The organism is Streptomyces chengmaiensis (assembly GCF_029846775.1).
GTDB lineage: Bacteria > Actinomycetota > Actinomycetes > Streptomycetales > Streptomycetaceae > Streptomyces > Streptomyces chengmaiensis.
Window position 1 is genome coordinate 1 of record NZ_JARWBG010000066.1, and the last position, 18,136, is coordinate 18,136.

Consider the following 18,136-nt stretch of genomic DNA (forward strand, 5'->3'; position numbering starts at 1 on the left):
GCGGCCGGCGGGCCGCCGGAGCAGGCCGCGGACGGTGGGCGGACCCCCGCCCGCGGTGAGCTCGCGGCGCGCCGCCGCGAGGAGCTGGCGCTGCTGGCCTGGCCGGAGGCTGCCGGCACCAGCCCCGAGCAGCGCGAGGCGCTCGAACTGGCCATCCGGCACGGCCTCGCGCCACGCGAGGTCGCCGCGGTCCTCGGCGCGGACGCGCTGGCGACGCGCGAACTGCTGGCGACGGCCGCCTGCGAGGTGGAGCGCACACGTGCCGCGCTCGCCGTCGTCGAGACCGGGAACTGCCCCTCCATCGCCCGGCTCTCCGGCGACAGCCGGGTGCTGCTGTCCGCCGCGCTCCGCCAGGAGCTGGTGCGCCATGTCGACGACTGCCCGCGCTGCCGCCGGGTCGCCGAGCGGGTGGGCGCGGGCGGTCCATGGCCGGGCGCCGTCGTCACCCCGGCGACGCTGCCGCTGGTCGCCGCACCGCGCTCCGCCGTGTACGCGGCGATGCTGCGCGCCCCCCGGGCACGCGCGAACGCCCCGCGCTTTGGCCCCGGCGGGTATCCCATGGACGCCAAGGACTGCGCCGCCCGGCGGGAGCGGCTGCGGGCGCGCGCCCTGACCACCACGGTTGTGGCGACCGTCGTCGCCGCGCCGGTGCTGGCGCTGTGGGCCGCGTACCGGGGCGCGCCGCTGACCGGCGAGAGCCACGGCGGCACGTCGGTCTCGGCACGGGAGGCGGACGGCCCGCGGGGGCTGGACGGCGAGCCGTACGACCACTACGAGAACGCGGGCAGCGTCCAGTCGCGGCCGGACCACCGGTTCACCGCGGGCGGGGCGTCGCCGGACGTCTCGGTGGAGGTCGTCAGCTCGGGCGCCCCCGCGTCGCCGACCGGGCCGGGGCAGGCGGGGCCCGGGCGTCTCACGGTCGAGGCGCAGCCCGCCGGGGACGGCACGCGGATCACCCTCAGCGCCTCGGGCGGCACGCCGGTGTCCTGGTCGCTGTGGTCGGACGCGCCCTGGCTGCGGGTCAGCCGGGCGTCCGGGGTGCTGCAGCCCGGGGACTCGGTCACCGTGTACGTCACGGTGGACCGGCGGCTGGAGCCGGAAGGGCCGTGGAGTGCACGGGTGGGGGTGGACCCGTCGGGCGCGGTGGTGGAGATCGACGGCCGCGGGCCGGCACGCCCGCCCGCGTCCGATCCGCCGCCGCCGTCCTCTTCGGGCCCGGATCCGACTCCGCCGCCTGCCCCCGGTCCGCCGCCGCCGTCCCCTCCGGGCCCGGATCCGGACCCGACGCCCCCGCCCGCGTCCGATCCGCCGCCGTCCCCTCCGGATCCGGCTCAGGACCCGACCCCGCCGCCGTCCTCGGGCACCCCGCAGTCGGCCCCCCCGTCCGCGTCCGAGCCGTCGGCATCGGGCTGAGGGGCTTTCCCCGCCGCCCGCCCTCGCCCGGCTCAGTCCGCCGGGTGCGGGGCCACCAGCGGGAGCGAGGAGGCCAGGCGGGCCTCGCAGAGGGAGACGAGGACGTCGTACGCCGCCTTGCCCATCAGTTCGGTGAGCTCCGGGCGGTACGTCACATACACCGGCTCCCCCGCCCCGTGCGCCGACGTCGCCGATGTGCACCACCAGTGGAGGTCGTGCCCGCCCGGCCCCCAGCCCCGCCGGTCGTACTCGCCGATCGAGATCTGCAGGACACGCGTGTCGTCGGGGCGGTCGATCCACTCGTACGTCCGCCGCACCGGCAGCTGCCAGCAGACGTCCGGCTTTGTCTCCAGCGGCTCCCGCCCCTCCCGCACCGCCAGGATGTGCAGGGCGCAGCCCGCCCCGGCCCCGAACCCGGGGCGGTTCTGGAAGATGCAGGAGCCCTCCCAGCGGCGTGTCTGGCGATCGCCGTCGTCGTCCGTCTGCACCCAGCCGGATTGTGTGCCCACGTCGTGGAACTGCCACAGGTCCGGTGTGAGCCGTGCCACATGCTCGGCGACCCGCTTCTCGTCGTCCTCGTCCGAGAAGTGCGCGCCCAGCGTGCAGCAGCCGTCGTCCGCCCGGCCCGCCTCGATTCCCTGGCAGCCGCTGCCGAAGATGCAGTTCCACCGTGAGGTGAGCCACGTCAGGTCGCAGCGGAAGACCTGCTCGTCGTCCTCCGGGTCCGTGAACTCCACCCAGGCGCGCGCAAAGTCCAGCCCGCCCTTCTCGTCCTGCTCAACCTGCTCTTCAGCCACATCGTGCACAGGTTGCTGGGGGACCTTGCCCTGGTTCGTCTTTTTCGTCTTAGGCACGAGTCCAGCCTAAGCGCGCAACCGCAGTAGCGTTTCGGTCCATGAGACTCGGAGTCCTCGACGTCGGTTCGAACACGGTTCATCTGCTGGTGGTGGACGCCCACCCGGGCGCACGGCCGCTGCCCGCCCATTCCCACAAGGCGGAGCTGCGCCTCGCCGAGCTGCTCGACGAGCACGGCGCCATCGGCTCCGCCGGCGTCGAGCGGCTCATCGGCACCATCCACGACGCCCTCCAGGCGGCCGAGGACAAGGGCTGCGAGGAGGTCCTGCCGTTCGCCACCTCGGCCGTCCGGGAGGCGACCAACGCCGACGAGGTCCTCGACCAGGTCCTGGACGCGACCGGCGTCGACCTCACGGTCCTCAGCGGAGAGGAGGAGGCGCGGCTGACCTTCCTCGCCGCCCGCCGCTGGTTCGGCTGGTCCGCCGGCCGGCTCCTGGTGCTCGACATCGGCGGCGGCTCGCTGGAGATCGCGTACGGCACCGACGAGGAGCCCGACGCCGCCGCCTCCCTCCCCCTCGGCGCGGGCCGGCTGACCGGGTCCATGCTGCCCGGCGATCCGCCCGACCCGCAGGACGTGCGCATACTGCGCCGCCATGTACGCGCCGAGATCGCCCGTACGGTCGGCGAGTTCAGCCGCTTCGGCAAGCCCGACCACATCGTCGCCACCTCCAAGACGTTCAAGCAGCTCGCCAGGATCGCGGGCGCGGCGCGCTCCGCCGAGGGCCTGTACGTACAGCGCGAGCTGAGCCGCCCGGCGCTGGAGGACTGGGTGCCCCGGCTCGCCGCGATGACGGCCGAGCAGCGCGCCGAACTCCCCGGCGTCTCCGCCGGGCGGGCCCGCCAGCTGCTGGCCGGCGCCGTGGTCGCGGAAGGCGCCATGGACCTCTTCGGGGCCGAATCCCTGGAGATCTGCCCCTGGGCGCTGCGCGAGGGCGTCATCCTGCGGCGCCTCGACCACCTCCCTGTCGAATGACGCGGGACCGTAATCTGTCTCCCGTGGCTCAACCAGCGGCAGACCCAGCGGTGCGCATCCCGGATGCGAAGGTCGTCCTGTCGACGGCCTCCGTCTATCCGGAGTCCACGGCGACCGCCTTCGAGATCGCCGCACGCCTCGGCTACGACGGCATCGAGATCATGGTGTGGACGGACCCCGTCAGCCAGGACATCGGGGCGCTGCGCCGCCTGTCCGACTACCACCGGGTGCCGATCCGCGCCATCCACGCGCCCTGTCTGCTGATCACCCAGCGGGTGTGGTCCACCGACCCCTGGGTGAAGCTGCAGCGCGCCCAGGCGGCGGCCGAGAAGCTCGGCGCGTCGACCGTGGTCGTGCACCCGCCCTTCCGCTGGCAGCGCCAGTACGCCCGCGACTTCGTCTCCGGCATCTGGCGCATGGCGGACGAGACGGACGTCCGGTTCGCCGTGGAGAACATGTACCCGTGGCGCTACCGCGACCGCGAGATGCTCGCCTACGCCCCCGACTGGGACGTCACCAAGGACGACTACCGGCACTTCACCGTCGATCTGTCCCACACCGCCACCGCCCGCACCGACACCCTGGCGATGGTGGACCGGATGGGCGACCGGCTCGCGCATGTCCACCTCGCCGACGGCAAGGGCTCCGCCAAGGACGAGCACCTGGTGCCCGGGCGCGGCGACCAGCCGTGCGCGGAGCTGCTGGAGCAGCTGGCCCGCACCGGCTTCGACGGGCACGTCGTCATCGAGGTCAACACCCGGCGTGCCATGTCGGCGGCGGAGCGTGAGGCCGACCTCGCCGAAGCCCTCGCCTTCACCCGGCTGCACCTGGCGTCCACGACCCAGGTTCCCCGCTCATGACCGGCGGCGAGGACCGGGGCAGCCCCAAGACGCCCCGCCGACGCGGGCGTCCCGCCCGTACGGAGGCGGCCAGCGGGCCCGGCGCACGTGAGCGGATCCTCGAAGCCGCCCGCACGGAATTCGCCGAGCGCGGCTACGACAAGACGACGATGCGCGGCATCGCCAGGGCCGCCGGGGTCGACGCCGCCCTCGTCCACCACTACTTCGGGTCAAAAGACGACGTCTTCGCCGCCGCCATCGAGGTCTCCTTCGAGCCCGCCCTGGCCGTCCCGGCCGTGCTGGGCCAGGGCCCGGAGGGCATCGGAGAGCGGCTGGCCCGCGTCTTCATCGGCGTCTGGGAGAACCCGGCGACCCGCGGCCCGATGCTGGCCGTGCTGCGCTCCGCGCTCACCCACGAGGCGGCGGCGAAGGTGCTGCGCACCTTCGTGCTGCGGCGGCTGCTGGAACGGGTGGCGGCGGAGCTGGATGTGCCGGACCCCAGGTTCCGGGCGGAGCTGGCCGCCTCCCACATGATCGGCATCTCGATCCTGCGGTATGTGGTGCAGGTGGAGCCGCTGGCGTCCACGGACCCGGAAGAGATCGTGCGGATGGTCGCGCCGACGCTGCAGCGGTATCTGACCGAGGAGTGAGTCCGGCGTTCCGCATGCCGGACGGACTGTCCAGATCTTGGGCGTGAGGCGTAGTCTCGACACCAGACCCATCTCTCCAAGGTCCGTCTAAGGAGCGAGCGCGATGCCCCAGCTGAGGTCCCGCACTGTCACCCACGGCCGCAACATGGCGGGCGCCCGCGCCCTTATGCGGGCGTCGGGCGTAGCGAGCGAGGACATCGGCAAGCCGATCATCGCCGTCGCCAACTCCTTCACGGAGTTCGTGCCCGGGCACACGCATCTCGCACCGGTCGGCCGCATCGTCTCTGAGGCCGTCAAGGCGGCAGGAGCGGTGCCGCGGGAGTTCAACACCATCGCCGTGGACGACGGCATCGCCATGGGCCACGGCGGCATGCTCTACTCGCTGCCGTCCCGCGACCTGATCGCCGACTCGGTCGAGTACATGGTCGAGGCCCACTGCGCCGACGCCCTGATCTGCATCTCGAACTGCGACAAGATCACACCCGGGATGCTGATGGCCGCGCTGCGCCTCAACATCCCCACCGTCTTCGTCTCCGGCGGACCCATGGAGTCCGGCCGTGCGACCCTCGTCGACGGCACGGTCCGCACACTGGACCTCGTCGACGCCATCTCCGACGCCGTCAACGACGCGGTCTCGGACGAGGACATCCTCCGCATCGAGGAGAACGCCTGTCCGACCTGCGGTTCCTGTTCCGGCATGTTCACCGCCAACTCGATGAACTGCCTCACCGAGGCCATCGGCCTCTCCCTGCCCGGCAACGGCTCGGTCCTCGCCACGCACACCGCGCGGCGAGCGCTGTACGAGAACGCCGCCCGCACCGTCGTCGAGCTGACCCGCCGCCACTACGAGCAGGACGACGACACGGTCCTGCCGCGCTCCATCGCCTCCTTCGCGGCCTTCGAGAATGCCATGGCCCTGGACATCGCCATGGGCGGCTCCACCAACACGATCCTGCACCTGCTGGCGGCGGCCCAGGAGGCCGGCGTCCCCTTCGGCCTCGCCGAGATCGACGCCGTCTCGCGACGCGTGCCGTGCCTGGCGAAGGTCGCACCGAACGTCGCGAAGAACCGCACGTACTACATGGAGGACGTGCACCGCGCCGGCGGCATCCCCGCCCTCCTCGGCGAACTGCACCGCGCCGGACTGCTCAACGAGGACGTGCACGCCGTCCACAGCCCCTCACTCGCCGACTGGCTGAAGACCTGGGACGTGCGCGGCGGCTCCCCCTCGGCCGAAGCGGTCGAGCTGTGGCACGCCGCTCCCGGCTGCCGGCGCTCCGCCGAGGCGTTCTCGCAGTCCGAGCGGTGGGAGGCCCTGGACGAGGACGCCGAGGGAGGCTGCATCCGCTCCGCCGAGCACGCCTACTCCAAGGACGGCGGACTGGCCGTCCTCAAGGGCAACCTCGCCGAGGACGGCTGCGTGGTGAAGACCGCGGGCGTCGACGAGTCGATCTGGACCTTCGAGGGCCCGGCGGTCGTCTGCGAGTCCCAGGAGGAGGCCTGCGAGAAGATCCTCAACAAGCAGGTCAAGGACGGCGACGTGGTCGTCATCCGGTACGAGGGGCCCAAGGGCGGGCCCGGCATGCAGGAGATGCTCTACCCCACGTCCTTCCTCAAGGGGCGCGGGCTCGGCAAGACCTGCGCGCTGATCACCGACGGGCGCTTCTCGGGCGGCACCTCGGGTCTCTCCATCGGACACGCCTCCCCGGAGGCGGCGTCCGGGGGGACGATCGCCCTCGTCGAGGACGGCGACCGCATCCGCATCGACATCCCGGGGCGGTCGGTCGAGCTCCTCGTCGACGAGGCGACGCTGACGGCGCGGCGCGAGGCGCTGGGCGGGGCATACGGGCCCAAGGGGCGGGAGCGGAAGGTCTCGGCGGCGCTGAGGGCGTACGCGGCGATGGCCACCAGCGCGGACAAGGGCGCGGTGCGCGACGTCACGAAGCTGGGCTGACGCCCAGGCCCCGGGGTTTCCCGGGTGCGGGCCCCTTTCCCGCCCCTCCCTCGCGGGTGCGGGGCTTCGCCCCGCACACCCCGGGCGGCGCTGCGCGCGCGCCGTGCGGCCTCTCGGGCGTGCCCGTCTTCCCGGGTGCGGGCCCTTTCCCCGCCCACCCGCCCTTTTTGGCTGTGAGGGGGCTGCGCCCCCTCAGCCCCCCGGCGGCGCTTCGCGCCGTAAGGGTTCCCCGGCTGCGCCGGGTTCGTGTAGCAGCGCGGCCGCACGGGCCGCTACGGGCCCTTCGGCGGAGGGGTCTTGTGGCAGGCGCACGCGCACCGCAGCGTGAAGAGCGGCCGTTCTCCCCGGTGGCGGGTGCTGCTGGCGTAGACGTCCTGCGGGTGGCAGAAGGAGTGCTCGCCCATCTCGCACTCACCGGACCGGCCGGAGCGCTCCGCGTCCGCCCGTACCTGGGCGACCGTGCGNTCCGGCAGCACCGGGAAGTGCGGCGCGCACTCGGCGCAGGCATAGACGTTGAAACCAGGCCCGGAGCCTGCGTGCACCTCCGAGACGACCACCGGCCGCGACGTCAGCGCGTTGCACCGCACGCACATCCGCGCCGCCCGCCGCACCGCTACCGGCCCCCTGCCGACACCGCCCGCCGCGCACGACTGACACACCCGCCGATGCCACGCGCCGCCCGCCGTGCCGGTCGTGACGGTCGCCAGAGGGCCCGCCGTCGACCCGCAGACCTCACACGCCTCTGCCACTTGCGACTCGGGGGAGTTGGTCATCGGGCACCCCCCGCGCCGACCACGTGGGCGTCAAGGTCGATGCCGAAATCCGCCGCGAGGACCAGCGTCAGCCGCCGCCTCTGCTGCCGGGCCCGCCGCTGCCGCCGCTCATGCTCGATCAGATACGGACGCACCAGCGCGACCGCGCCGCCGTCCAACACCTCGTGCCGCCCATACGGGGACCGATGGGCCGGCAGCCTCACCGCAGTCGGACGCGGCCCGTACCGCTCAGGCAGTTTCGGGGCGGGGCGGGCACCGGCCCGCCGACCGCCCTTACCGGGCCCGAATACCAGCCGGAGTCATACGGCGATCCGGCAGATAAGGTCTGTCATGTCGACGCTCCTCGAAAGCGTTGGCCACGCCCCTGGACGGCTCCACCCGTCGCGGGGGTCTTCTGCTCCTTGCCAAGCGTGAGCCCCCTCGAGGGACGTATCTCGGTATGCACAGCGACAGTTGGGCCTTACGGCGATAAGGTCCAAAGAAGGCTCAAAGGTCCCTGTCGAGGGGGTTGACTTGAACGTCAGACTTCGTTCCGCCATGGATGAAGCGGGGCTCTCCGCCCGACAGCTCGCATACCGCGTGGGGGTATCCCCGAAGCAAGTGGAACGATGGGTTTCGAACGAGGCGTTAACGCCACACGCCAGGAACCGCGAAGACGCCGCCCGCGCTCTGGGAGTGGACGAGGAAATGATCTGGCCCCAGGTGGTCAAGGACCGCATCAAGACCGGCACTGACCGCGAGATCACCCGCAGCTACCCATACCGATCGGCTGCGCCGTCCTCGCTGTGGTCCGAACTGGCCGATGGCGCCACGCAAGAGATCTACCTCGCCGGGTACACGAACTACTTCCTCTTCACGTCCGTTCCGGCGTTCTCAGAGACACTGCGCCGCAAGATCGACTCAGGGGTCCGGGTCCGCTTCCTCATCGGCGACCCTGAGGGGGAGGTGACGCGGCAGCGTGAGGCCATCGAAGACACGGCCCTCACGGTCTCCACCCGGATCAGAATCACCTTGGAGCACCTGGGCCGCTTGGGCTCCCCGGAAGGGCTGGAGACACGATTCTCGGCTCCCTCAGACGCCGTGAACCACGTGAGCTTGAGCGTCTTCCGGTTCGATGAGGACGCCCTTGTGACGCCTCATCTTGCGCGGCTGGTCGGCCACGACTCGCCCCTGCTGCACCTCCACCGACAGAGCGACAGCGGCATGTTCGACCGCTTCCGTGATCACGCCGAGGAGCTTTGGAGCCGAGCCGTGCCGATCGCGCCCTGACACACCGGACATCACGCACCCTCCGTCCTCGACGCCCCGCGAGAAACAGGCGGGGCGTTCGCATTCCCGGGCCCCGGAAACCCGCATGCGCGGGGGCGGCGACTACCAGCCCCCGGGATTCTCCGTCCCCTGGGCGAAGACCGAGCCGTCGGGCGCGGTCCCGGCGATGCGGTCGGGGCCGGTGGTGACGGGGGCCGGAAGCACGGAGGGGAAGGGTGTGCGGACCGTCCGCCATCCGCGGGCGGGTCTGACCGAGCAGCACCCCGCTCTCCGCGTCCACCGCGAGCAGCCGCCCGTCCCCGGCGGAGACGTACACGCCTTTGCCGTCGCCGGCGGGCCGGGACAGATGGGTGACGCCGAGCTCCCGTCGCCAGAGCTGCTGCTCGCCGCGGACGGCGAGGAGCGAGCCGCCCGCCCCGCTGAGGTACACGGTGTCGTCGACCACGGCGGCCTGCGCCTGGTCGAGCGGGGCGGAGAGCGGGATTCTCCGGATGTCCCGTCCTTCGGACGGGACATCGAGGTGCACCACCGCGTCGGTGAAGCCGTCCTTGTCGGCTGCCAGCAGGAACAGCGTGCTGTCGGCAAGCCCGGCGGGGCTCAGTGCGCCGGGCGCCCGCCGCTGCCAGAGGGTGTCCCCGTTGACGGGGTCGACCGCGGTGATGAGCGTGGACGCGCCGTCCACTGCCGGGGTGGCGGCCACGAGGGGACCGCCGCCCCGGCGGGCGGCGGTCCACTGGGTGCCGACCCCGCCGTGCCGCCGGGCCCAGCGCTCCCGGCCGGTCGCCGCGTCGAGGGCCCGCACCAGCCCGTCGGCCGTGACCAGCAGCACGGTGTCGTCGCCCGCGTATTCGACGGTCGCGTACGAGGCGGTTTCCAGCTGCCAGCGCACCGCGCCGGACTCCGGGTCGAGCGCCTCCAGTCGGCCGCCGCCGGGGGCGGCCACCAGCAGCAGTCCGCCCATCCGCACGGGCGCGCCGTCCTCGTCGGTCTGGGCCGCCGCGCCGCCGTCGGCCTTCAGGGACCACAGGACGCGCCCGTCGGCCGCGCTGAGCCGGGCCGCCTTCACGCCGGGGGAGGCGCAGTACAGCGCGTCTCCCGAGCCGGAGCACACGGGCGTCCGGTTTCCTTCGCCGTCACCGCCCAGCGGGACGCTCCAGGGCCGGAAGCCCTTCCCGGGAGCCGGTTGCCCGACCGAGGCGCGTCCGGCAGCCCCGCCGCCGCTGGGGTCGCCGCCGCCCGTCCCGTCGTGCAGCGTGGCGAGGCCGACCGCTCCGGCCGCACCGAGTGTGAACGCCGCGGCGGCCGCCGCGGCCCACCGGGACCGGCGTCGCCGTCGGGCCGCGGGCTCCGGGCCCCCGGACTCCGCCCCGTCCGCGTCGCCCGCGGCGTCCGGTTCCCGCTGCGCCGGGATGTACGCCTGGGTGTCGTGCGCCGCCGTCGGCGAGAACGCCCGCAGCGCGACCATCACTTCGCCCGGCGTCGGCCGCTCGGCCGGGTCCTTGGCCAGACACCGCCGCAGCAGGGGTGCGAGCCCTGCCGGAACGCCCGCCAGATCCGGCTCGTTGTGCACGACCTGGTACGCCACGATGTACGGGCTGTCCGAGTCGAACGGCCCCCGCCCGGTCGCCGCGTGCACCAGCACCGCGCCCATCGCGAAGACGTCCGCCGCCGGCCCCACTTCGCGCGGCCGCTGGAACTGCTCGGGCGCCATGAACGGCGGAGTGCCGATCAGCTTCCCCGTCTCCGTGCGGAGTTCGCTGTCCGCGGGCCGGGAGATCCCGAAGTCGATGACTTTCGGCCCATCTTCGGCGAGCAGCACATTGCCCGGTTTGAGGTCGCGGTGCACCACGCCCGCGCGGTGTATGTCGCGCAGCGCCTCGGCAAGACCGGCGCCGAGCCTGCGCAGTTGCTCGGAGTCCAGCGGACCGTTCCGCTTCACCTGTTCGGCGAGCGTCGGGCCGTCGATGAACAGCGTCGCCATCCAGGGCCGTTCGGCCTCGGGGTCGGCGTCGACGACGGAGGCCGTGAACGCCCCGCTGACCCGCCGGGCGGCCGTCACCTCCTGCCGGAACCGCGCACGGAACTCCGGGTCGGAGGCGTGCTCGGCATGAATGACCTTGACCGCGAGCCGCAGCCCGGAATCGGAGGCGGCCCGGTGCACGACGCCCATGCCGCCGTTGCCGAGGCATGCCTCAAGGCGGTACTGCCCGGCGTACCGCAAGGGTTCCGCTTCCGGAAACGAGCGGGCCGTCTCGACCGGCTCGGTGCTGCGCCGCGGTGGCATGTGCCCACCCCCGTGAATCTCGTGCGCGAGCGCGACGCTCGGAGCCTAGTCGATGGTGCGTGCGATCCAGCCATCGCTTGCTAGCCTCGCGGCGAGCGCGGAGGAACCGCGCGGACGCCGACAGCGGGGGGAACGAAGATGTCCGTCGAGGAATTCGAAGGGGTCGAAGCGCGCGAGGGGGCCACGGAAACCGAGGGAGCCGCAGGGGCCGAGACGGTCGGCGTGGCCGCGGAGACTCTGGCAGCCAAGCGCTATCCGGTCGCCCCGGGTGTCCGCCTCAATGTCCGCAGCGGCCCCGGCACCAACTACCGGATCGTCCGGGTGCTTCCGTACGGCGCGAGCGTGCCGATCAACTGCCAGATGCCGGGGGAGTGGATCCGCGGGCCGTACGGCACGTCCAACATCTGGGACAACATCGGCAACGGCGAGTTCGTCTCGGACGCGTACATCTACACCGGCAGTGACGGATATGTCGCGATCCGCTGCAACTGAAGCCCCGAGAGGCCCGGAAGCCGGCAGGGGATAATCGCCCCTGTGAGCGAGAACCAGCAGCACCACTCCCGTCCCACCGGGCCGCAGCCCGAGCCGATCCGCTTCTTCGGCACCACGTGGGTCGCCCGCGACGGCGGCTACGGGCTGCGCCGCCTCGGTGTGGCCGCCGGCTCGCTCGCCGCCGCCGTCGCGGGCTGTCTCGTCCTGCGGTTCGCCTACGAGGGGCTGTCCATCGCCCAGGTCGGCGGCTTCGTCAACGGCCTGGTCATCGTCATGTTCGCGGTCTGCAGCGCCATCGCCTTCCGCAAGACGTGGGAGGGCTTCACCCGCCGCCCGAGCGGCTCGCCCGCCGACGACTCGCTGCGCAGCCTCAAGGCGATCGGCTTCGTCGGCTCGCTGCTCGCCTACTCCCTCCGCTCGCTCGCCGAGGCCCCGGGCGAGAAGCTGCGCCGCGAGGAGTACGAGACGGCCCGCAGGCAGTACGAGAAGCGGCGCGGCAGCCGAGCCGGGAACCCCGCGGCGCGCAGAAAGTCCAAGCGGCGGTAGCCCGCGGCGCGCAGAAAGTCCAAGCGGCGGTAGCCCGCGGCGTCACACTCCGGCCGGCTGCGTCGTCATCTCCGTGTCCGCGGTACGCCTGCCGAACGAGCGACGAGGCACAGCGAGGCAGGCGAGGAGACGAGGGAGAGGGGCAGGGAGATGGCCGAGTTGGCCGTGTTCGAGGAGCAGCGCAGCCGCCTGTGGGGGATCGCCTACCGCATCACCGGGTCGGTCGCCGACGCGGAGGACGCCGTCCAGGAGGCGTGGCTGCGCTGGCAGGCCCTGCCGGACGGGGAGGCCGCCGACCCGCGGGCGTATCTGACGACCGTGGTCAGCAGGATCTGCTACGACCAGCTGGGCTCGGCCCGTGCCCGCCGTGAGGCGTATGTCGGCCCGTGGCTTCCGGAGCCGGTCGTCGCGGACGCCGCCGGCCCCGCCGCGCCGGCCCCGCCCGACCCCGCCGAGCGCGTCACCCTCGACGAATCCGTCGGGATCGCACTGCTCACGGTGCTGGAGCGGCTCACCCCCGCCGAGCGCACCGCGTTCATCCTGCACGACGTCTTCGCCGTCTCCTTCCCCGAGATCGCCGAGGTCGTCGGCCGTACCCCGGAATCCGTACGGCAGCTGGCCTCGCGCGCCCGCCGCAGGGTGCGGGCCGAGGCGCCTCGCCGCTCGGTCGACCGCACCGAGCACCGCAGGGCCGTCGACACCTTCCTGGCCGCCGTCATGGGCGGGGATCTGGAGGGCCTGCTGGAGGTGCTCGACCCCGAGGTGGTGTGGCGCTCCGACGGCGGCGGAAAGATCACGGCCGCCCGGCGTCCGGTGCTGGGCGGAGACAAGGTGGCCCGCTACGCCCACGGCCTCATGCGCGGCTTCGACCCCGGCACGATGCGGGTGGTCGTCCGCGAGGTGAACGGCGCACCCGGCCTGGTCTTCACCGACGTGGCGAGCGGTCAGAGGGCGGTGTTCGGCTTCACCGTGCACCGGGGCCGGATCACCGAGATCGACGCCGTCGTCAACCCCGACAAGCTGCGCCATCTGGACCCGGGGAGGCTGTGACGGGCGGAGTTGTCACACTCGGCGCGCCCGCGTCGTCCCCCTTGCATGAACACCACACGGACGAACGCAACGAAGCAGCGGACCAGGCAGCAGATCGTCGTGCTCGGCGCGGGCTACGCCGGACTGCTGGCCGCCCTGCGGCTGGCCCCGCACGCCGAAGTGATCCTGGTGGACCCCAGTGACCGGTTCACCGAACGCGTCCGCCTGCATGAGCTGGCCGCCGGCCGGCCGGATGTCACCCACCCTCTGCAGCAGATCCTGCGCGGAACCGGCGTGCGCCATCTGGCGGCGCGCGCCACGGCCCTGGACCCGGTGGCCCGCCAGGTGACCACGGACGACGGCCGGATCCTTCCGTACGACCGGCTCGTCTACGCCCTGGGCAGCCGCACCGGCCATCTGCCGGGCAGCCCCCTCGGCCCGGAGGGCGGCGCCGCGGACGAACGCGCCTACAGCGCGGAGTCGGCCGAGGCCCTGCGCAAGCGGCTGGTGGACGGCCCCGGCAGCCTGGCCGTGGTGGGCGGCGGGCTCACCGGCGTAGAGATGGCCGCCGAGCTGGCGGAGGCGTACCCCGATTGGTCCGTGCGGCTGCTGTCCGCCGGTCCGCTCGCCGCCGGCTGCTCCGGCCGGGGCCGGGACCACATCCATACGGTCCTCGCCGCGCGAGGCGTCCGCGTCGAGGAGGGCCGCCGCGTCGCCGACGCCGGGGAGGTGGACGCCGACGCGGTCGTCTGGACGGCCTCCATGGTTCCCAACACCGCGCTCGCCGCGGCCGCCGGGCTCGCCCTCGACCCGGAGGGGTCCGGACGGATCGCGGTGGACGCCTCGCTGCGCTCCCTCACCCACCCCGAGGTGTACGCGGCGGGGGACGCGGCGGCCTCCCACGCCCCCGCGCCCGGGCGGCTGCGCATGGCCTGCGCCACCGCCCTGCCCACCGGGTCCCACGCGGCGTCGTCGATCCTGGCCGAGGCGCGTGGTCACACGCCGAAGCCCCTGAGCTTCGGGTTCACGATCCAGTGCGTGAGCCTCGGCCGCCATGACGGGCTGATCCAGTTCGTCCGGCCGGACGACTCGCCCCGCGACCGGATGCTGACCGGCCGGACGGCGGCCCGTGCCAAGGAGCAGGTGGTCCGCTCCACGGTGCGCTTCCTGCGGCTGGCCGCGCGCCGCCCGTCGGTGGTTTCCCTGATTCCCGGCCTCTGATTCCCGGCCCGGCCTCTGATTCCCGGCCTCCGGTTCCCGGTCTCCGGGCCCGGCCCCGGTCTCCGGGCCCGGCCCCGGTCTCCGGGCCCGTCCATGGCTTGACGACCGGCAGCGCCAGGAGGATTATTCATCGCATGATGAATTCTTCTGGTGCTGCCGTCGTCGCCCGCGGCCTCACCGTCGTACGAGGAGACCGCACCGTCCTCAGCGGACTCGACTTCACCGTCTGGCCCGGCCGTATCACCGGCCTGCTGGGGCCCTCCGGATGCGGCAAGTCCACCCTGATGCGCGCCCTCGTCGGCACCCAGGCGAGAGTCACCGGCACCCTCGAAGTCCTCGGCCGCCCCGCCGGGGACGCCTCGCTCCGCAGCCGGATCGGCTATGTCACCCAGGCCCCGTCCGTCTACGACGACCTGACGGTCCGCCAGAACCTCGACTATTTCGCCTCCGTGCTGCTGCCGGGCCGCCGCCGCGCCGAAATCCGGCGTCAGCACATCACCCGCGTCATCGAGGACGTCGACCTCGCCTCACACGCCGACGCACTCGCCGGCAGGCTCTCCGGCGGCCAGCGCAGCCGCGTCTCCCTCGCGGTCGCCCTCCTCGGCACGCCCGAACTCCTCGTCCTCGACGAACCGACCGTCGGGCTCGACCCCGTACTCCGCCGCGACCTGTGGAACCTCTTCCACCGCCTCGCCGATGAGCGCGGCACGACGATCCTCGTCTCCTCCCACGTCATGGACGAAGCCGAGCGCTGCCACCGGCTGCTGCTCATGCGCGAGGGCGAACTCCTCGCCGAGGACACCCCCGACGCCCTTCGCGCCCGCACCCGCAGCGAGACCGTCGAACAGGCCTTCCTCCACCTGGTGGACCAGGCCGACGCGGCAGCCCGCAACTCCTCCCGCGACGCCGCCGCGGACCCTGACCCATTCCAGGAGAACCACCGATGACCACGACCCACGCCGCACCCGCCGCCGTCTCCCCCCGGCCCGGTCTCGCGCCCTCCGCCGCACGCACCCTCGCCACCGCCGCCCGGGTGCTGCGCCAACTGCGCCACGACCCCCGCTCGATCGCGCTGATGCTGCTGGTCCCGTGCCTGATGCTCTTCCTGCTGCGCTATGTCTTCGACGGCAGCCCGCGGACCTTCGACTCCATCGGCGCCTCGCTGCTCGGCATCTTCCCGCTGATCACGATGTTCCTGGTCACCTCCATCGCCACCCTGCGCGAACGCACCTCCGGCACCCTGGAACGCCTCCTCGCCATGCCCCTGGGCAAGGGCGACCTCATCGCGGGCTACGCCCTGGCCTTCGGCCTCATCGCCATCATCCAGTCCCTCCTCGCCACCGGACTCTCGCTCTGGGCCCTCGGCCTCGACATCGTCGGCTCGCCCTGGCTGCTCCTCCTGGTAGCCCTGCTCGACGCCCTCCTCGGCACGGCCCTCGGCCTGTTCGTCTCCGCCTTCGCGGCCTCCGAGTTCCAGGCGGTCCAGTTCATGCCGGCCGTGATCTTCCCGCAGCTGCTGCTGTGCGGACTGTTCACCGCCCGCGCGAACATGCAGCCCGTCCTGGAAGGGATCTCGAACGTCCTGCCCATGTCGTACGCGGTCGACGCCATGACCGAAGTGCTGCGCCACCCGGACGCCACCGGCGACTTCCTGCGGGACGTCCTCGTCGTCGCGGGCTGCGCCGTCCTGGTCCTCGCCCTGGGCGCGGCCACCCTGCGCCGCCGCACCGCATAGTCGGCCGGAATTCCCAGCCGACGTGCCGAAGTCGGCTACCCGATCGCCGGCGGCTCCAGGACGCCCCCTACAAGGACTACCGGCGCGCCCGGGCCGCCGCCGCGAACATCGTGCCCACCGGCACCGGCACCGGCACCGGCACCGGCGCCGGCGCGTCCTATCGGCAAGGTGCTGCCCCGGCTCGACGGCCGGCCCATACGGGTGCCGGTCATCGACGGCTCGGTGGTCGAGCTGGACGCCGCCGTCACCGCGGCAGAGGTCAACGAGGCGCTCCGCAAGGCCGCGGCGTACGCATCCTCGAAACCGAGGTCGTCCAAGGCAAGCTTGTGCCGGGGCGACCTGGACGCCACCGTCAGCCACTCCACCGGTGTGCCGCGCCTGACCGACGCTTTGACCGTGCGGGTCGTCTCGCCGTCCCGCGTCACGGTCAGCAGCCCCCGTCAAGATCGAGCACATAGCACGTGCGGCTCGTCTCAGCCGGATCGGCAGGATCGGCCGGATCCGCGTGTGCGCGTCATCGCGGCAGGGCGATGCCGAACGCGTCGCCGTTGCTGCCCGCGGGCCAGCCCAGATCGGCCTCCGCGAGCGCGGTCGCCGACTCCAGCGTGCCGGGCTTCACCTTCACCACGGTCACGGTGCCCGCGGCGTTGCCGGGCGCGCCGATGAGCGGCTCCACCCGGCCGTTTCCGTCGGTGTCCAGGGCTCCGACGGTCCACCCGAAGTGATCGCCCTCGTACACCGTGCCCGGCACTCCGGGGGTGTCCTGGCTGATCCAGACGGCGCCGGATGCCGAGATGCCGCCCGAGGCGTTGCCGAACAGGACCAGGGAGGCGCCCGAGCCGGTCGCCGAGCCGAGGGCCTCGCTGCGCATTCCGGCGATCAGATCGTCGACTCCGTCGCCGTCGAAGTCGCCCGCCGCCAGGGACGAGGCGAAGTAGTCCTCGGGCTCCGGGGTGCCGGCGATGCCCGGTGTGTCCTGGTCGAACACCTCGACGCGGTCGGGGGAGAGGCCGTCGGCGGCGGCGTAGAACACGGCCAGCCGTCCGGCGGCGCCCGCGTCGTCACCGGCCTTCTCGTCGGAGGCGCCGACCGCGACGTCCAGGTACGGGTCGTCGTTGAAGCGGCCCAGGGCCAGTGCGCTGCCCGCGAACTCTCCGATGTCGTCGACGTTCCCGGAGTCCAGGTACCCCCCGGCCGCCGGTGCGTCGTCGATGGGGCCGTACAGCACATGGATCGAGCCGCGGTCGGAGCTGCCCGATATCTGCTCGCCCATGGTCGCGGAGACCAGGTCGTCGGTGCCGTCGCCGTTGATGTCGCCGATGGCGACCTGCTCGCCGAACCGGTCCTCGGCCTCGGGAATGCCGGGAACGTTGGCGGTCGTCTGGTCGATCCACACCGTGGAGGAGGCCGCCAGCCCGGTCGACGAACCGAAGACCACCTTAATGGTGCCGGCGTTCGCCTTGCCGGCCGCGTGGTCCAGCGGCTGGCCGATCGCCAGGTCGCTGTAGCCGTCGCCGTTGAGGTCGCCCGCGGCCAGCGAGTACCCGAAGACCTCGTCCCAGCCGACATCGCCCGGTACGCCCGCGGTGTCCTCGGTGAACGCTCCGGTGCGGGAACCGAGGATGCCGCTCGACGACCCGTAGTGCACGCTGACCATGCCCGCGCCCTCGGTGCTGCCGATGGCCTCCAGCGGGACGCCGACCACGAGGTCGGCATAGCCGTCGGCGTCGAAGTCGCCGCTGGCGAAGGACTGTCCGAAGGAGTCGCCGGCCTCGGGGGCCCCCGCGACCCCGGTGGACTCCTGGTCGATCCGCACGGAGCTGCTCGCCGGGCCGGTCGCCGTGCCGTTGGCGACGATCACCGATCCGGCGCCTGCTTTCCCGGCGACCGTGTCGCCGGGCAGTCCGACCACCAGATCGGGCTTCCCGTCGCCGTTGAGGTCGTAGGGCGCCACGCCGCTCCCCGGGCCGGAGAGCAGGGCGGTGGCGGTGACGGTTCCCGCGCAGGCGAGCAGGGCCACCGCCGCATGCCACTTCCGGAATCGCAGCGGACGTGCCTTTTTGTCGGACATGACTGTCTCTCACTCGTCCTTCCGCCAGACGG

Annotated in this window: 15 protein-coding genes and 2 pseudogenes; 13 read left to right on the forward strand and 4 right to left on the reverse strand. The window is 72.9% G+C overall.

The features are described 5' to 3' along the window. Positions 1–1,413, forward strand: a 1,413-nt coding sequence (locus QCN29_RS32550) for a BACON domain-containing protein (protein WP_279932670.1), incomplete at its 5' end; no start/stop codon positions are given. A 32-nt stretch (positions 1,414–1,445) separates the two neighbouring features. Here QCN29_RS32550 and QCN29_RS32555 read toward each other — a convergent pair. After that, positions 1,446–2,219: a hypothetical protein gene (locus QCN29_RS32555; RefSeq protein WP_279932688.1), complete on the reverse strand. Its 774-nt coding sequence runs from the start codon at positions 2,217–2,219 to the stop codon at positions 1,446–1,448. Positions 2,220–2,308: 89 nt separating this feature from the next. On the opposite strand from QCN29_RS32555, the gene QCN29_RS32560 reads away from it, so the two are divergent. The 4 genes from QCN29_RS32560 (at position 2,309) to ilvD (ending at position 6,684) form a co-directional block, all read left to right on the forward strand. Further along, positions 2,309–3,241 (forward strand): Ppx/GppA phosphatase family protein, encoded by a 933-nt coding sequence (locus QCN29_RS32560; RefSeq protein WP_240140251.1) that lies wholly within the window; start codon positions 2,309–2,311, stop codon positions 3,239–3,241. A gap of 23 nt (positions 3,242–3,264) precedes the next feature. Then, complete coding sequence (locus QCN29_RS32565) at positions 3,265–4,101, forward strand: sugar phosphate isomerase/epimerase family protein (protein ID WP_279932671.1); 837 nt, start codon at positions 3,265–3,267, stop codon at positions 4,099–4,101. Next, entirely contained in the window at positions 4,098–4,730 is a 633-nt protein-coding gene (locus QCN29_RS32570) for a TetR/AcrR family transcriptional regulator (protein WP_279932673.1), read from the forward strand. The genes QCN29_RS32565 and QCN29_RS32570 overlap by 4 nt, the downstream gene beginning before the upstream one ends. A gap of 103 nt (positions 4,731–4,833) precedes the next feature. Beyond that, entirely contained in the window at positions 4,834–6,684 is a 1,851-nt protein-coding gene (ilvD, locus tag QCN29_RS32575; RefSeq protein WP_240140248.1) for a dihydroxy-acid dehydratase, read from the forward strand. Positions 6,685–7,453: 769 nt separating this feature from the next. On the opposite strand, the gene QCN29_RS36950 is transcribed toward ilvD, so the two are convergent. Continuing rightward, positions 7,454–7,618 carry a hypothetical protein gene (locus QCN29_RS36950; protein ID WP_318036760.1) on the reverse strand — a complete coding sequence of 55 codons (165 nt, stop codon included), beginning with the start codon at positions 7,616–7,618 and terminating at the stop codon, positions 7,454–7,456. A gap of 352 nt (positions 7,619–7,970) precedes the next feature. On the opposite strand from QCN29_RS36950, the pseudogene QCN29_RS37360 reads away from it, so the two are divergent. After that, positions 7,971–8,135 (forward strand): annotated as a pseudogene (locus tag QCN29_RS37360) (helix-turn-helix domain-containing protein); the annotation flags it as partial. A 328-nt stretch (positions 8,136–8,463) separates the two neighbouring features. On the opposite strand, the gene QCN29_RS32595 reads toward QCN29_RS37360, so the two are convergent. Further along, positions 8,464–11,010, reverse strand: coding sequence for a protein kinase domain-containing protein (locus QCN29_RS32595; protein WP_450170419.1), 2,547 nt, complete (start codon positions 11,008–11,010; stop codon positions 8,464–8,466). Between the two features lie 138 nt (positions 11,011–11,148). Between QCN29_RS32595 and QCN29_RS32600 the strand changes: the two genes are divergently transcribed. From QCN29_RS32600 to QCN29_RS37245, 7 genes and pseudogenes are all read left to right on the forward strand, one after another. Then, positions 11,149–11,502 carry an SH3 domain-containing protein gene (locus QCN29_RS32600; RefSeq protein ID WP_279932674.1) on the forward strand — a complete coding sequence of 118 codons (354 nt, stop codon included), beginning with the start codon at positions 11,149–11,151 and terminating at the stop codon, positions 11,500–11,502. Positions 11,503–11,535: 33 nt separating this feature from the next. Further along, complete coding sequence (locus QCN29_RS32605) at positions 11,536–12,048, forward strand: hypothetical protein (protein ID WP_398860438.1); 513 nt, start codon at positions 11,536–11,538, stop codon at positions 12,046–12,048. A gap of 150 nt (positions 12,049–12,198) precedes the next feature. Then, a complete protein-coding gene (gene sigJ, locus QCN29_RS32610) occupies positions 12,199–13,098 on the forward strand; it encodes an RNA polymerase sigma factor SigJ (protein WP_279932676.1) in 900 nt (299 codons plus the stop codon). 45 nt (positions 13,099–13,143) lie between these two features. Then, positions 13,144–14,298 carry an NAD(P)/FAD-dependent oxidoreductase gene (locus tag QCN29_RS32615; protein ID WP_279932678.1) on the forward strand — a complete coding sequence of 385 codons (1,155 nt, stop codon included), beginning with the start codon at positions 13,144–13,146 and terminating at the stop codon, positions 14,296–14,298. 134 nt (positions 14,299–14,432) lie between these two features. Beyond that, a complete protein-coding gene (locus QCN29_RS32620) occupies positions 14,433–15,245 on the forward strand; it encodes an ABC transporter ATP-binding protein (RefSeq protein WP_240140154.1) in 813 nt (270 codons plus the stop codon). Next, positions 15,242–16,033 carry an ABC transporter permease gene (locus QCN29_RS32625; RefSeq protein ID WP_240140155.1) on the forward strand — a complete coding sequence of 264 codons (792 nt, stop codon included), beginning with the start codon at positions 15,242–15,244 and terminating at the stop codon, positions 16,031–16,033. Before QCN29_RS32620 ends, QCN29_RS32625 begins: the two co-directional genes overlap by 4 nt. A gap of 159 nt (positions 16,034–16,192) precedes the next feature. Beyond that, positions 16,193–16,312: pseudogene (locus QCN29_RS37245) on the forward strand (hypothetical protein); the annotation flags it as partial. 235 nt (positions 16,313–16,547) lie between these two features. Here QCN29_RS37245 and QCN29_RS32630 read toward each other — a convergent pair. Further along, complete coding sequence (locus QCN29_RS32630; RefSeq protein WP_279932679.1) at positions 16,548–18,104, reverse strand: FG-GAP and VCBS repeat-containing protein; 1,557 nt, start codon at positions 18,102–18,104, stop codon at positions 16,548–16,550. Positions 18,105–18,136 lie beyond the last annotated feature (32 nt).